The organism is Dissulfuribacter thermophilus, assembly GCF_001687335.1.
Taxonomy (GTDB): Bacteria; Desulfobacterota; Dissulfuribacteria; order Dissulfuribacterales; family Dissulfuribacteraceae; genus Dissulfuribacter; species Dissulfuribacter thermophilus.
The window spans coordinates 136,650-150,998 of sequence record NZ_MAGO01000006.1 but is presented as its reverse complement, the minus strand read 5'-3'; the positions used below and the strand labels follow the sequence as shown (position 1 = coordinate 150,998).

Annotated in this window: 14 protein-coding genes and 1 tRNA gene; 9 read left to right on the top strand and 6 right to left on the bottom strand. The window is 42.6% G+C overall.

The genetic code is table 11. From position 1 onward, the window contains the following. Positions 1-6 precede the first annotated feature (6 nt). Complete coding sequence (locus tag DBT_RS06685; protein WP_067618123.1) at positions 7-1,407, bottom strand: sigma-70 family RNA polymerase sigma factor; 1,401 nt, start codon at positions 1,405-1,407, stop codon at positions 7-9. Between the two features lie 134 nt (positions 1,408-1,541). Here DBT_RS06685 and DBT_RS06680 point away from each other — a divergent pair, with 134 nt between their 5' ends. The 7 genes from DBT_RS06680 (at position 1,542) to ispF (ending at position 8,682) form a co-directional block, all read left to right on the top strand. Then, a complete protein-coding gene (locus tag DBT_RS06680) occupies positions 1,542-2,507 on the top strand; it encodes a tRNA-dihydrouridine synthase family protein (RefSeq protein WP_083186684.1) in 966 nt (321 codons plus the stop codon). Between the two features lie 11 nt (positions 2,508-2,518). Then, complete coding sequence (locus tag DBT_RS06675; RefSeq protein WP_067618120.1) at positions 2,519-3,415, top strand: DnaJ C-terminal domain-containing protein; 897 nt, start codon at positions 2,519-2,521, stop codon at positions 3,413-3,415. 2 nt (positions 3,416-3,417) lie between these two features. Continuing rightward, positions 3,418-3,894 carry a transcription elongation factor GreA gene (greA, locus tag DBT_RS06670; protein WP_067618118.1) on the top strand — a complete coding sequence of 159 codons (477 nt, stop codon included), beginning with the start codon at positions 3,418-3,420 and terminating at the stop codon, positions 3,892-3,894. A 716-nt stretch (positions 3,895-4,610) separates the two neighbouring features. Further along, the gene (gene dnaA / locus DBT_RS06665) at positions 4,611-5,951 is read left to right on the top strand and encodes a chromosomal replication initiator protein DnaA (RefSeq protein ID WP_067618116.1); all 1,341 of its coding nucleotides are present in this window, start codon (positions 4,611-4,613) and stop codon (positions 5,949-5,951) included. A 198-nt stretch (positions 5,952-6,149) separates the two neighbouring features. Further along, the gene (locus DBT_RS06660) at positions 6,150-7,529 is read left to right on the top strand and encodes an FAD-binding oxidoreductase (protein ID WP_067618114.1); all 1,380 of its coding nucleotides are present in this window, start codon (positions 6,150-6,152) and stop codon (positions 7,527-7,529) included. Continuing rightward, on the top strand, positions 7,526-8,197 hold the full coding sequence (ispD, locus tag DBT_RS06655; protein ID WP_067618105.1) for a 2-C-methyl-D-erythritol 4-phosphate cytidylyltransferase: 672 nt from the start codon (positions 7,526-7,528) through the stop codon (positions 8,195-8,197). Before DBT_RS06660 ends, ispD begins: the two co-directional genes overlap by 4 nt. Beyond that, on the top strand, positions 8,194-8,682 hold the full coding sequence (gene ispF / locus DBT_RS06650; RefSeq protein ID WP_067618103.1) for a 2-C-methyl-D-erythritol 2,4-cyclodiphosphate synthase: 489 nt from the start codon (positions 8,194-8,196) through the stop codon (positions 8,680-8,682). The genes ispD and ispF overlap by 4 nt, the downstream gene beginning before the upstream one ends. A gap of 139 nt (positions 8,683-8,821) precedes the next feature. Here the strand turns inward: ispF and DBT_RS06645 are convergent, their stop codons facing one another. The 5 genes from DBT_RS06645 to der all read right to left on the bottom strand — a co-directional run bounded on the left by DBT_RS06645 (position 8,822) and on the right by der (position 12,698). Next, entirely contained in the window at positions 8,822-9,607 is a 786-nt protein-coding gene (locus tag DBT_RS06645) for a formyltransferase family protein (protein WP_067618101.1), read from the bottom strand. Then, positions 9,600-10,583, bottom strand: a complete 984-nt coding sequence (locus tag DBT_RS06640) for a carbohydrate kinase family protein (RefSeq protein ID WP_067618099.1) — start codon at positions 10,581-10,583, stop codon at positions 9,600-9,602. Before DBT_RS06640 ends, DBT_RS06645 begins: the two co-directional genes overlap by 8 nt. Positions 10,584-10,665: 82 nt before the next feature. Further along, positions 10,666-10,742, bottom strand: a tRNA-His gene (locus DBT_RS06635). A 55-nt stretch (positions 10,743-10,797) separates the two neighbouring features. Then, positions 10,798-11,289 (bottom strand): thioredoxin family protein, encoded by a 492-nt coding sequence (locus DBT_RS12485; RefSeq protein ID WP_083186683.1) that lies wholly within the window; start codon positions 11,287-11,289, stop codon positions 10,798-10,800. Then, positions 11,286-12,698: a ribosome biogenesis GTPase Der gene (gene der / locus DBT_RS06625; protein ID WP_083186682.1), complete on the bottom strand. Its 1,413-nt coding sequence runs from the start codon at positions 12,696-12,698 to the stop codon at positions 11,286-11,288. Before der ends, DBT_RS12485 begins: the two co-directional genes overlap by 4 nt. Before the next feature lie 120 nt (positions 12,699-12,818). On the opposite strand from der, the gene DBT_RS06620 reads away from it, so the two are divergent. Both DBT_RS06620 and DBT_RS06615 read left to right on the top strand, forming a co-directional pair. Next, positions 12,819-13,367, top strand: a complete 549-nt coding sequence (locus DBT_RS06620) for a DJ-1 family glyoxalase III (protein ID WP_067618097.1) — start codon at positions 12,819-12,821, stop codon at positions 13,365-13,367. 7 nt (positions 13,368-13,374) lie between these two features. Beyond that, complete coding sequence (locus DBT_RS06615; protein WP_067618094.1) at positions 13,375-14,340, top strand: sigma-70 family RNA polymerase sigma factor; 966 nt, start codon at positions 13,375-13,377, stop codon at positions 14,338-14,340. Positions 14,341-14,349: the final 9 nt, after the last annotated feature.

Here is a 14,349-nt window from a genome sequence, read left to right as displayed (position 1 = left end):
GCGTCTTTAATCGAGGAAGTATTTGAGCCTGTCTCTCCTGCTGGAATGGCGAAGTCTATTTAGTGCCTTCTTCTCAATCTGCCTGATTCTCTCTCTTGAGACGTTAAACCTCTTTCCAATCTCTTCTAGGGTATATTCGCCATCTTCACCGATTCCGAATCTAAGGCGAATGATCTTTTCCTCTCTTGGGCTTAAGGTCGCGAGAATACTCTTTATTCTCTCTGTAAGTTCTCTGTCTTTAACAGTTTCGTAGGGAGATAGCGCGTCTTGATTCTCAATGAAGTCGCCCAGTGTGCTGTCTTCATCTCCTACTGGTGTTTCAAGGGACACTGGTTCCCTAGATGCCTCGAGTATAGAGAGGATCTTTTCCATGGGAAGTCCAGTGTGTTGAGAAATTTCTGCAGGGGTCGGCTCTCGTCCAAGTTCTTTCAATAGGCTATAGAAAGCCTTAAAGAACTGGCTCCTTAGCTCCAAGAAATGTACAGGGAGCCTGATAGTCCTGGTTTTATCCAGTATGGCCCTAGTGATGGCCTGTCGAATCCACCAACTTGCATAAGTGGAGAATTTATTCCCTTTCTTATAATCAAACCTGAACACTGCCCTCATGAGTCCAAGATTTCCTTCTTGGATGAGGTCAGCTAAAGAAAGCCCCTGGTGCATATACCTTTTTGCAATGCTCACCACCAGGCGCAGATTTGCATTTATCATCTCGTCTTTGGCGATCTCTATTTCCGATTCCTTCTTTTTCACAAAGTTATATAGCTCTGTAATGCTCTCGTCGTCAGGATAGAGTTCATGGATGGTGGTTACTGCCTCTACGAGATAATTGAGCTGTTGTTTTTTTGGTTTAAGAGATGGGTCACGCTTTCTCCAAAGCCTGATTTGTTCTCTAAGGTCCTCCATTTCCAGGGATTTGGAGGGGTGAGCAAATATTGCATCAATTATTCCATTAAACCCATCTCTAATTATTTTACTGAGTTCTTCTTCCCTTTCAGGGGTAAGAAGTTCAAAACGGCCCATTTCCCTTAAATAAGTAGTTGTGATCTCTTCAGAATCGGTGTAACCGCCGGTATCCACGAATACTTGCGGCTTTTCATCTCCTTTGGGCTCTATAGCTGGCTTTTCCTCAGGGGCTTCGCCCTCTTCTGCCATCTTTGGAGCCTTTGGTTTACCGATAATACTCTTTAAGGGATGTTCTGGGCCTTCGGGTTCCTCCATGATCTCAATTTCATGGGTACAAAGGTAATCGAAGACCTCTTCGATCTTTTCTGGGTCCTTTACCTCTTCAGGAAGGATCTCGTTTAACAGGGAATAGGTTAGTTCTCCGTCCTTCCCAGCTTCTAAAATGTCCTGGAGATAATCAGGCGTACCTGCGGAATCAACTTTGTTTTGTTCCTTTGTGTTCATAGCGCCTTCGTCCGTTAAAAGGTTTTTTGTTGAATTTTAATAAACTCAAAAGGCAAGGCAGAAATAATATAAACATCCTTCAAAGGATGCAAGACCTATTTCTTATTTTAGACATCCATTATATATTGTAAACCATGAAAATGGTAATTGTTGCAGGTTTAGCCCCAATGGCAGGGTTTACCCATAGGGCATTTAGAAGGGTCGTCTCTGAGATAGGCGGTGCCCAACTTTTCTTCACAGAGATGTTGAATTCGAGAATAGTCTCCACCCAAAATCCTGAAAAGGATCATTATTGCAAAGATGCCAGGATTGATCGTCCACTTGTGGCCCAGATTGTGGGAGGAGACCCAGAGGTTATAGCCGCGGCTATAAAAAGGCTTGAACCCTTGGGGTTTGATGCCTTTGACATAAATATGGGGTGTCCACAGCGAGCAATCATGAGGCATGGTTGGGGAGCTGCTCTATTAAATGATAAAAAAAGGGCTTTTCTCATTGTAGAAAAGGCAAAAAAAGTCACAAAGAGGCCAATTTTTGTAAAACTACGTTCTTTTCCAGGTCACAGGATAGAGCCCCTTATAGAGTTTTCTAAGGGGCTCGAGGCCAGAGGAGTGGATCTTATAACAATCCATCCACGGGCAGTTGAGGATGGATTCAAGAGAAAGGCAAAATGGGAAGAACTGAAATGGATAAAAAAGGAAATAAATATTCCTATTTTTGGAAACGGAGATATATTTTCTGTTGAGGATGCAGAAGAGATTTTCAGGAAGACTGGGGTGAACGGTATCCTCATAGGAAGGGGAGCAATTGTTAGACCTTGGTTGTTTTGGGAAATTGTACACAAAAGGCCGTGGCCTGGGTCTCCATTAGAAGTACTCGAAAAAGTCGTGCACTATATACTCCATTATTCACCAAAAGAGGTCCACAGACGCCAACTCCTTTTATTTCTTTCATGGTTTTTGAGAAATTGGGAACACCATCTTTATCTTTTTTCAAAGGTAAAAGGTTGGCATGATCCGTTTAAGATCCTAACTTTTATAAGAGAAGAGATTGATAAGAAAGGTCTGCGTTTGGTTAAGAGGCCTATCTATAGCAAACTTTAAGGGAGCATTAAATGATAAAAAAGGACCTATATGAAATACTTGGCGTAAAAAGTGATGCCTCTCAGGAGGAAATAAAAAAGGCATATCGCAAGCTTGCAAGAAAGTATCATCCAGATGTCAATCCAGGAGACAAGAAGGCCGAAGAAAAATTTAAAGAGATTAGCGAAGCCTATGATATCTTAAGTGATCCTCAAAAGAGAAAAGAATATGATGAACTGAGAAAGGCTGCTGAAGGTGTGCGTTTTACTACTGCCGATGGCAAAAGCGCCTATGATTTTTCTGATTTTGAGGTGCGATTTGGTCCTGATTTAGGATCGATTTTTGAGGATCTCTTTGGTTTTGAGAAGGATTCTAGAGGAAGGGCTCCCATAAGGGGAGAAGATTTGTTTTATAGACTTCAGATTGACCTAAGAGATGCCTGTTTTGGCAGATCATTGGAGATTCAAGTACCAAGGGCAAATACTACTGAAAGACTCAGAGTGACTATCCCAAAAGGGGCTGACGACGGCACTGTAATCCGTCTTGCAGGAAAAGGAGGGCCTGGTTACAATGGCGGACCCCCAGGAGATCTCTATATAGAGCTTGAGATAAAACCAGACCCAATATTTAAAAAAGAAGGGAGAGACCTTTATTATACATTGCCAATATCTATATTTGAAGCAATTAAAGGGGCTAAGATAAAGGTCCCAACGCTCTATGGAGATGTAATGGTAAAGATACCACCAGGTTCTCAGTGTGGTCAGAAACTCAGGCTCAAGGGAAAAGGGCTTCCTGGGATGAAGGGAAAGGGGCCAGGTGATCAGTATGTCGAACTCAAGGTTATCGTTCCAAAGCACTTGAACCCTGAAGCACTAAATAAATTAGAAGAATTAGAGCGATTAATTCCAGAAAATATTAGAGGAGAGTAGTTATGGCACTTGAGCGCATTCCTTTTACAAAAGAAGGATATGAAAAATTAAAAAAGGAACTAGAGACTCTCGAAAGAGTAGAAAGGCCAAAGGTGGTTAAGGCCATTGAAGAGGCAAGGGCTCATGGTGATCTTTCTGAAAATGCGGAATACCACGCAGCTAAAGAACGCCAGGGACAGCTTGAAGCAAGAATTCAGTATCTGCACTCTCAATTGAGCAAGGCAGAAGTCATAGACTGTTCAGGACAGAGCTGTGAACGCGTGGTTTTTGGAGTAAAGGTTAGGTTGGAGAATTTAGATACTGGAGAAGAAGTAGTTTATCAGATTGTCGGGCCTGATGAATCTGATATCAATGAGGGTAAAATATCCGTGACTTCTCCTCTTGGAAGGGCCTTAATCGGAAAAGAGGAAGGAGATGAAGTTGAGGTAAAGACACCTGCCGGTCTAAGATATTACGAGGTGGTGGAAATATTTGTTTAATTTTATCCTAACGGATTTTCCCATCTTAGATATATGTTAGTTTTTTGTTGATGTCTGCGGCCCTTACCTGGCCCCTATACCGCAAACGTTAACTATATAGAAGTGCACTTTTCACCTTGTAGAATAGGTAGAGGCATTAGCTGATAAACTGTTGACTTCCTTATGAGTAAAATAGTTTAGAAAGCTTTATACTTGATCTCTCTCCTTTAAAAAAATTCAATTTGATAAAAAAACGCGGAGAAAATGAAGTAAGAACCACATCCTGAGCTGGCCCTCAGGATGTGGTAGAGATACTATTTTTTCAAAAAAATTTATTGTTTTTTTCTATTTCTTATATCGTTTTATAAAATAATTGGTCCTATTTAAAATAAAGAGGATTGTAGAGTTTGAGGCGATACGGGCTTTGTTGAAAACTTTACAAATTTTATTTAAAAGTTTGATATATCGTTCTTTTTTATCAATAAAGTAAAGGCTAGTGAAAATAGTATGTTAGATAAATTGGATGCAAAAACTATCTATAGATTAGAAGGTTAGGGGGTTGTTGATAACTCAGAATGGAGATCTTGGTATTTTGCTCTAATCCGGTTTGACAGTCTTTTTGCTCATGAGATATAAACACACCCGTTGTTACAAGCAGTCCTCATTATTGGCTGAAATTTTTTTCTGTTTAAGCAAAAAAATTTAAATTCCATTATCTAGGGGAGGCAATTGACATTATGAATCGTGCAGAAGAGGCTTGGATTGTCCTTAAGGAAAAGCTGTCTCAGAAGATTAGTGAGGGTAGTTATAGGATCTGGATACAGCCACTGACTTTTGATTCCTTTGAGGACAATACTCTATATCTGAAGTGTCCAAATCAGTTCAGTGCTTCGTGGATTAGAGAACATTATCTGCCCTTGATACAGGACGAAATCAGAAAGGAACTGGGAGACTGCTCCATAAAACTAATACCTGTTGAGCGTGTTAAAGATGCAAAAAAAAGACAGCTTCATCTTCCAACCTTTTCTCCTACGGAGCTTCCCCAACCAAGATTTTGTCAATGGTTCACCTTTGAAGAATTTGTGGTTGGCGAATCAAATCAGTACGCCTATGAAGTATGTAAAAATGTTGCATATGGTGGTTCAAAGAGGACTGGAGAGGTAGTATTTCTCCAGGCAGATTCAGGGCTTGGAAAGAGCCACCTTGCTCAGGCTGTTGGACAATATGTTTATAAGCGCGCCCCTCAAAAGAGGCTTTGTTATATAAATGCCAATGATTTTACTCACCAGGTAGTGCGTGCCTTAAAGGATGGCAATTTAGAGGATTTGAAGGAGCGTTATAGGAGAAAAGTGGATGTCCTCCTCCTAGAGGAAGTCCATTCATTTTCAGGAAGGAAAAGGACCCAGGCAGAGCTCGCAAATACCCTGGATTACCTACTTGATTCTGGAAAACTGGTCGTCTTTACCAGTTCAAGGCTACCTAGAGAGATTCCGAAGTTGGATTCACAACTTAGGAGTCGCCTCGATCTTGGAATAATTACTTCCATCAATCCACCTGACTATGAAACTCGTGTGAAGATCATAGAGAGAAAGGCCAGACGTCACGGAGTCTCTTTGGATAGAGGCGTAGTGGAATACATGGCCCATTACCTAAGGGGTGACATAAGGCGTATTGAGGGCGCTGTGGTCGGTCTCATCACCAAGTCATCAATCCAAAAACGCCCCATGGATCTCAACCTAGCCCAAGAAGTACTTCAAGAGATGATGGGAGACCTTGAGCCCTTAAATCTAAAAAAGATTATTAGCTTGGTGGTTCGTCACTTCAACGTCTCTGTTGAGGAACTGAGGTCCTCATCCAGGAAAAAGAGCGTTACTGTTCCGCGTCAAATTGCAATGTACCTTGCAAGGACCTATACTGATGAGACCCTTAACGTAATTGGAAAGGAATTTAAAAGGGATCACGCAACTGTTGTGCATGCAGTCAAAAAAATAGAAAAAGGGCTCAAGATGAATTCGAAAATCAAACACCAGGTGGAATTTCTTAAAGAACAACTTGAAAAAGAGCGTTGGCGCAAATAGGCCTAAGCTCCTAATTGGGATATTGATTCAACGCTCTTATTTGTAAGCGCTCGCACAGTGGCCCATATGCTATTAGGTTATTGGTGTAATATGCTCTCCCTGGACGTCTTACCGTAAAAAACTATAAAGTATATGGGACGCCATGTGAGTGCTTACAAATATACTATTGAGTGCTTTCAAATATCCTATGAACTTTGAATGGTTAAGCTTAAGACATCTTTAAAAAAGAAGTTCTATCACATCCTTGGGAAAGGGAACTTTTCAACTGATCCGGCAACGTGCGCTGTATATTCCTTTGATGCAAGTCACCTTACAGGGATCTCTATAGGGGTCTGTTTCCCCAAAAACACGGAACAAGTGGCCGACGTTCTCAGCATATGCAATAATGAGGGCATAAGGGTTTTCCCAAGGGGAGGTGGTTCTGGAAGGACAGGTGGCTGTGTGCCAATCCCACCGGGGATAGTCGTATCATTCGAAAAAATGAATAGAATTTTAGAGATTTCCAGGGAAGACCTTGTTGCCAGAGTGGAACCTGGTGTTATTACAGGATTATTCCAAAAAGAGGTGGAGAAAAAGGGACTATTTTATCCACCAGACCCGGCAAGCCTCTCATTTTGTACAATAGGTGGTAATGTGGCAACCTGTGCAGGGGGAGCAAGGGCTGTAAAATACGGAGTCACCCGTGATTATGTGTTGGGAATGGAAGTTGTGACTGCCAAGGGGGACGTACTGAGCCTTGGTGGACGTACGGTTAAGAGTGCAAGTGGATACTCCTTGAAGGATTTGATGGTTGGATCAGAGGGAACGCTCAGCCTATTTACAGAGATAACAGTAAAGCTTGTGCCCAAACCTCGGACCTCAGGGGTCATGGTTGCCTTTTTCAAAAGTGCAGAAGATGCAGCCCACGCAATACTTGAGATCTTTTCCGCTGGCATAGTCCCCCGCACAGCTGAGTTTATGGATGAGACCGCATCCCGCCTAGTCTTTCCACGAGGAGACACTGACGTTTCAGAAGATATCGGCTCCATGCTCTTGCTTGAATCTGATGGTGAGAGAGAGTTTGTGGACTCTGAGCTCAGGCGAATGGAAGAGGCCTCAAATGCCTGTGGAGCAATATACGTTAAAGTAGCAGAGCCCGGAGAGGAAGAGAGGCTCTGGGAGCTTAGAAGGACTCTAAGCCAAAGAGTCAGGGGCCTTGGCTATCCAGACAAGATTAGCGAAGATATTGTGGTTCCAAGGGGAAAAATCCCTGAGATCCTGAAGCGCCTAAAAAAAATAGAGAGAGACTATAGGGTAAAGATAGTATGTTTTGGGCATGCAGGGGACGGTAATCTCCATGTCAACGTACTCTGTGATCTTGAAAAACAACAAAAAGAAGCAGATGCGGCAATTGACGCCATATTCAGAGAGACTTTGAATCTTTCTGGTAGAATTTCAGGAGAACATGGAGTTGGACTTACTAAGGCAAAATACTTGACTTGGGAACTTGACTCAGCCACATATAACTCAGTGAAAAGCGTAAAAGATCTCTTTGATCCTAAAGGAGTCTTAAATCCAGGGAAGGTGTTTTTAACATGAAAGTTTCTGGACTGATTGCCGCAGGTGGTATTGGAAAAAGGTTTGGTGCAGAACGCCCAAAACAGTTTCTCTATTTAAGGGGAAAACCCGTAATAGCCTGGAGCATCGAGGCATTTCAGCAGGTTGCCTACTGTGAAGAGCTAGTGATTGTAGTCCCGGACGGGTGGCAGAAGACCGTCGAGGGTATTGCCAAGGAATTTTGTAGAAATATCGATTATAAAATAGTTGTTGGAGGTGCTTCGAGGGCTGGATCGGTTTTAAATGGTTTAAAGGCAGTCCGGTCTGATGTTAAATGGGTTGCAGTCCATGATGCGGCTCGCCCTGGTATTTATCCCCATCAGATAGAAGAGGCCATCTTACTTTCAAGAGAGGTGGGGGCTAGCATAGTGGCTATGAAGGCCGTCGACACCATTAAGATCGTGGATAAAGAGGGGCTGGTTATAAAGACCATCCCTAGATCCGATGTATATCTGGCCCAGACCCCACAGGTGGCAAGGGTTGCCGATCTATTGAGGGCTTTTTCAGAGGATGAAAACTTTTTAAATGCAACAGATGAATCTAGTATTCTTGAACGCATTGGGATCCCAGTAGGTGTTGTGGAAGGTGGAATTAACAATCTGAAGATAACCAGGCCGGAGGACCTCAAAATATTGGAGGTAGTATTGTGAAAAAAGTACAGTTTCGTGTGGGGTTAGGATATGATGTTCATAGATTTTCTAGGGACAGGGATCTTGTTGTAGGTGGAGTTAAGATACCTTATGAATTTGGTCTCTTAGGTCACTCAGATGCAGATTGCCTGTTACATGCAATCTGCGATGCCCTTTTGGGTGCAGCAGGGCTTGGAGACATCGGAAGACATTTTCCAGACACTGATCCAGCATACAAGGGTATTTCTAGCCTCATACTCCTTGAGAAGGTAGTCAAATTACTACATGATGAGGGATGGGATATAGCAAATATTGATTCTACCATAATAGCACAAAGCCCTCGTCTTGCCCCTTACATTGACGCAATGAAAAAGAACATCTCCTCGGTCCTTGGTGTCGACATTGGGGCCGTGAATATAAAGGCAACCACTACTGAGGGGCTCGGATTTGAAGGAAAAGGGGAGGGGATTGCCGCTAAGGCAGTTGCGTTAATTTTTTCCAACTGAGCCTATCTGCCTTTATAAGGCCCCGTTTTCCCTAAACTCCTGTATGCCTGTTGGAAACGAGGCTATAGGACTGCATGAGGATATAAAAAGCAGACAACATATTACCAAAAATTAAAGATTGAGACGACATATCATTAAATTATTGTGCATTATTAGAAATGTCGTCACATATTATTTCTCGAGGCTCTTTTAGATCACTAAGTGATATCTCGCCAAGGGAAAACGCCCTCATTGTGTTGACAATCAATGGGAGTTCTCTTTTAACCCCCTCTTCCCTGATCTTTTTAAAGAGAGGGAGTTGCTCTCCAATAGTATTGACTAGGTTTTCAAAAGAACCGGCCTTTTTTAGCCTTTCAGCAAAATCTTGCCAGAGATCATCCCATTCATGGCCCTTTATTGGAAATGAAAAGTAGGTAACTGGGGGACCCTTATCTAATTCCGGAGTTACGAGGTGCATCATGGCCCCTGTTTTATCATGGTCTTCCTTGATTAATTTCCATATAACCTCTTGCCAGGTGCCTTCAGGGCCACCTGGTAGTGCTGGATGGAGATTGATGAGTTTTAGCCTTTCACATGCAGAGGCGCTCACCACCCACATGTATCCTGCAAGCACTATGAGGTCTGCCTCATAGGGGGTGACGAGTTGAAGCACTTGGTCGTGGTATTCATCTCGCCAGAGTTCTCGATTCGTCTTTCGAAGTTCAGGTTTAAATTTTTTAGCGGAAAAACTTACACATGGGATAGCTTTTGCCTGGGAAATTTCTATAATTTCATCGCTATAGCGCGATTCACCCTTTTCTCTGGAGATAAATACATAGGAAATTTCGCCTTTTATTACATCTTGATTGATTGCATCTAAGACAGTCTTCAAAAGTTCTACTGCGGCCTCATCTCTTCCAGTGGTCCACCAGCCAAATCTATACATGTTTTAATCTCCTTATCCAGTTCCTTCCCCAGTCACTAAGGGATAGGGCTGCCACATTATTGGCAAAAAACAAACATTCAAATGGGGCCTTATGGTTCAACCAGGAATATAGAAAACCGGCATTAAAGGCATCTCCTGCACCTGTGTTGTCCACTATGGCTTCTACCTTTTTGGCCTCTGCCTCATATACTGCTGTTTTAGTATAACACACAGCACCCTTAGGGCCTCTTTTGACGATTACTGATGGATGAAAAGGCCCAAATGTGTCATCTACGCTTCTAAGATATGACAACAATTTTTGGGGATCATTTTCTCCAATTAGCATACCAAGTTCACTTTCAGTAATGAACAGTAGATCAGTCCTGCGTAATATGGGCGAGATGGCATCGATTCCCATGGCTGAATATATCTCTCCGGGATCTAGGCTCAAAACCGCATCTTTGTGTAGAGAACTTACCAATGCCTTGTGAAATTCCAAGCCCCTTTGAGTGGGCAATGAGCTCAAGTGTAAGAAGCGAATTTCTTTTTGTTCTGGAGTAGGAAAATGATCTGTGCCAGGGCATACCAATATAGTACGATCCCGCTCTTTTTGGGGTACCAGTATGATACATATGGCGGTATTTCCAAGACGTTTTACTGTCGAAAGATCTACCCCCTCCATGGAAGAGAGCACAATATCCCCGGCTTCATCCACTCCGCAGGCACCTATGAAGCTAGATCTTATCCCGAGGGATGAAAGTATTACGCAGGTGTTGGCAGAAGAACCGCCTCCTCCCCTGTACCTTAGATCCCTTTGTGGCTCTAATGAATTGATGACTAGATCACTTTCGTCCTGGGTTAGAATATATTCACTTCCAGGCAAAATGTCTTTTTTCAAAGAATTCTTTAGTAGTTCCAGCGATTCGATTTCATAGATGAAGTCAAGATTGAGAGCACCTGAAAAGTGCGCCAGAAATGGACTTAGCTGTCTTTTCACGAAAACACTCCACTATTGAAATCAAAAAACAGGACAAACTTAAAAGGGGTTACGGTATTTTGCCGTAACCCCTTGAATTTTCTGGGGTGAGAGATGGGACTTGAACCCACAGCCTCCGGGGCCACAACCCGACGCTCTAACCAGTTGAGCTACTCCCACCATTCATTTCAGTGATGGCCTTTATTTACTTTGCAGAAACGTCTATGTCAAGCACCTAACTATTAATTGCCTCGTTTAACCAGTTTTTTATCTGTGCTGCAGTGGGAAGACGGCCAGAACAAACGACTTTTCCATTAATAACTAGGGCTGGAGTATTAATAACTCCATAGCGCCATATCTCATCATGTTCCTTTATGTGACTGATATCAGCTGCAATGCGGATCTCTTCCAAAACATTGGTAACCATTTCTTCAAGGCGATTGCAGCTAAGGCATCCAGGACCTAGGATTTTTATGTCAAGGACCGTTTTATCATCATCCTCTATTTCAAGGCCATGAAATTTTCTCCACGCCACTTCCAAGCCCTTTAAATATTCCTGTTTTAGGTCGGCTGCGATGTAGTTTTTAACCTTAATCTCATCAAACAGCTTTTGGGCAGCCTCTTTTGGGGATAGGGTATCTTTTTGGGCCAAGAGATTGGAAAAAGCCGCCTCAAGTCCAATAATGCCTATTATCCTTCCATTGACCACTATGGTATTTGGGATCACTTTCTCCTATCCCTTTCTCTGAATATGAGCTTAATAGGGGTATTTGGCATTTCGAGTACATTTCTAAAGTGGTTAATTAAAAAGCGTTTATACTGGTTCGGGATCTTATCCGGATAATTGGCAAATATGAGGAATGTCGGCGGACAGGTCCCAGTCTGAGTTGTATAGTACATCTTTATCTGATGGCCCTTAGAAATAGGGGGAGTCCGCCTGTTCAGCGCCTCTTGAAGTGCCCTATTTAATCTGCCTGTAGATATCTTTTTTGAATAATCTTCATATACCCTGTCGATTAGGGGCCAAATAGATTTGATCTTTCTCCCAGTCTTTGCAGAACAGTTTATATGTGGTGAATAGGGGATAAAGCGTTTTGAAAGCTTCAGCTCATCTGTCCTTAAACGAACCATATCCGGAGTCGTCACAAGGTCCCATTTATTGTACAAGGTGATGCATGCCTTTGAAAATTCTTCTGTATATCCAATGAGTTTTTTGTCTTGATCAGTGACGCCAAGAGATGCATCCATGACCACGATGCATATGTGGCTCCTTTTTATGGCCTCAAGCGCCTTTAAAACGCTAAATTTTTCTATCCTCTGTTTTGTCTTGCTTTTTCGCCTGATCCCTGCTGTGTCTGCAAGTAGAATGGGTAATTTCCCAGGCCGTTCAATTATGGTGTCAACCACGTCTCTGGTGGTGCCTGGTACATCAGAGACAACGACCCTTTCTTCACCGGTCAATGCATTGAAGAGCGAGGATTTTCCAACGTTAGGTCTTCCAACAATGGCGACTCTTATGATGTCTTCTGGTTCAGGTTGTACGAGGATTTCGGAATCGGAGCTAGATAGGCACGGAGCAGTCTTCAAACTGTTGATGATTTTATCTTCTAACTCATCGATTCCTCTTCCATGTTCGGCAGAGATAGGTATGATTTCTTCTGCCCCTATCTCATAGAGCTCGCCAATAAGGGCTTTGTCCTTAGACGTGTCTGCCTTATTGGCTACGAACATCAAAGGTTTTCCAAGGGGTCTTATGGTTTCTACTATCTCTATATCCTGAGCAGTAAGCCCCTGACGTATGTCAAAGAGGATGATGATCAAATCCGCAGACTTAGCTGCCTTGAGGCTTGCCTTACTCACCAGCCCTGAAAGGCCTTCTTCCAAATCTTGTTCTTCGATTCCACCAGTATCTGCAATCAAGATCTGATGGCCGTTGACAACAGCGTTTTTAATTCGTACGTCCCTTGTAAGGCCTGGAGTTGGGTCTACCAATGCATCCCTAGATCGGGTGAGCCTATTAAAAAGTGTGCTTTTTCCAACATTCGGCCTTCCCACTAAGACCACAAGAGGCCTTATGGGGTTGCGTGACGTCTTTTCTTCATCTAAGTTGTAAGTATGTTCTTTACTATTTGTCATAAACTAAAACCCAATTTTCATATGGAAAATGCAAGGTAAAAGGGATGAAGTACTTGCACTTACTCTGTAATTTCAGTGATTGGTAAAAAATAATAATAGGACAATGGAGGGCATTTTGCAATGACAAGTAAGAGGGTAGCTGTATTACTTGCTCCGGGTTATGAAGAACTTGAGGCCGTAACCGTAGTAGATATCTTTAGACGAGCAGGCATAGAATGTGATATAGTGGGATTGGAGAAGGGGCCAATACCGTCAGCAAGGGATGTAAAGATTATTCCTGACGTGTACATAGATGAAGCCCTAGATCAGGCATACGATCTGATAGTCCTCCCAGGTGGGATTGACGGAACTGAAAATCTAGCAAAGGACGACAGAGTTGTTGCCTTACTTACAAGGCAATTGGAGATGGGTAAAAAAGTTGGAGCAATTTGTGCAGCTCCAACAGTGCTTGAGCGACACAATTTAGTAACAGGAAAGACCATTACATGCCATCCTATAACGAGAGATGCCATAAAGAAGGCGAATATCTCAGATGATAGAGTAGTGGTGGACGGCCTAGTAATAACGAGTCAAGGACCAGGGACTGCCATGGATTTTGCTTTAAAACTCGTTGAAGACCTTGTTGGTCCCCAAAAGGTCGAAGAATTAAAGAAGGGACTTTTGGTGTAGGGGTAAAATGGGCAAAAAGAGAAAAGTTGATACCCTTGAAAAAAAACAGGATGTTGTCCTAAACCTGCCTGCTGAACAAAATGCCAGTGATGTTACACAACTTCCGGCAAAGGCACAGGATCCCCTTTCTCAATATCTGGCAGAGATCAATAGATATCCCCTTTTGAGCAAGGAGGAAGAAGAGAGGCTTACAAAGGAATACTATGAAACAAAGGATCCGGCCATTGCCTCGAAAATTGTTACGGCAAACCTGAGGCTTGTTGTAAAGATAGCCCTTGATTTCCAAAAATTTTGGATGCAGAACTTTTTGGATCTCATTCAAGAAGGGAATATCGGCCTCATGCAGGCAGTGAAGAAATTTAATCCCTATAAAGGGGTCAAATTTTCTTATTATGCCTCGTTTTGGATAAAGGCCTATATCTTAAAGTTTATTATGGACAATTGGAGGCTGGTAAAGATTGGGACTACTCAAGCTCAAAGAAAGCTCTTTTACAATCTGAACAAAGAGAAAGAGCGTCTTTTTGCCCTTGGCTTTGACCCAGTCCCTAAACTTATATCTCAGAGACTAAATGTCTCTGAGCAAGATGTAATCGATATGGAACAGCGCATGGGGTCTTGGGAGGTTAGCCTTGATTCTCCTATCAAGGAAGATGCTGATGAAAAGCACATAGATTTTCTTAAGACCTCTGGTCCATCACTCGAAACTGAGATTGCACGTGAAGAGATCCAGGAGCAACTTGCTGAGCACATGATGGCCTTTAGAGAGACCCTGAATGACAAGGAGCGTGTCATATTCGATCAGAGGATGTTGACTGATGAACCCAAGACCCTGCAAGAAATTGGCGAAGAATTTGGGGTTTCAAGGGAAAGAATAAGGCAGATTGAATCGAGGATTAAACAGAAGTTAAAGAAGTTCTTAAAAAAGCGTATCCCTGATATAGAAAATTATACAGAGGTTTTTGAACAAGAATGAGAAAACTTT

Bases quoted from the DNA above. Each gene is read 5' to 3' on its own strand.
- DBT_RS06660 (WP_067618114.1), top strand. From the start codon at position 6,150: ATGGTTAAGCTTAAGACATCTTTAAAAAAGAAGTTCTATCACATCCTT.
- ispD (WP_067618105.1), top strand. From the start codon at position 7,526: ATGAAAGTTTCTGGACTGATTGCCGCAGGTGGTATTGGAAAAAGGTTT.
- DBT_RS06645 (WP_067618101.1), bottom strand. From the start codon at position 9,607: ATGTATAGATTTGGCTGGTGGACCACTGGAAGAGATGAGGCCGCAGTA.
- DBT_RS06620 (WP_067618097.1), top strand. From the start codon at position 12,819: ATGACAAGTAAGAGGGTAGCTGTATTACTTGCTCCGGGTTATGAAGAA.
- dnaA (WP_067618116.1), top strand. From the start codon at position 4,611: ATGAATCGTGCAGAAGAGGCTTGGATTGTCCTTAAGGAAAAGCTGTCT.
- DBT_RS06680 (WP_083186684.1), top strand. From the start codon at position 1,542: ATGAAAATGGTAATTGTTGCAGGTTTAGCCCCAATGGCAGGGTTTACC.
- DBT_RS06685 (WP_067618123.1), bottom strand. From the start codon at position 1,407: ATGAACACAAAGGAACAAAACAAAGTTGATTCCGCAGGTACGCCTGAT.
- der (WP_083186682.1), bottom strand. From the start codon at position 12,698: ATGACAAATAGTAAAGAACATACTTACAACTTAGATGAAGAAAAGACG.
- greA (WP_067618118.1), top strand. From the start codon at position 3,418: ATGGCACTTGAGCGCATTCCTTTTACAAAAGAAGGATATGAAAAATTA.
- DBT_RS06675 (WP_067618120.1), top strand. From the start codon at position 2,519: ATGATAAAAAAGGACCTATATGAAATACTTGGCGTAAAAAGTGATGCC.
- DBT_RS06615 (WP_067618094.1), top strand. From the start codon at position 13,375: ATGGGCAAAAAGAGAAAAGTTGATACCCTTGAAAAAAAACAGGATGTT.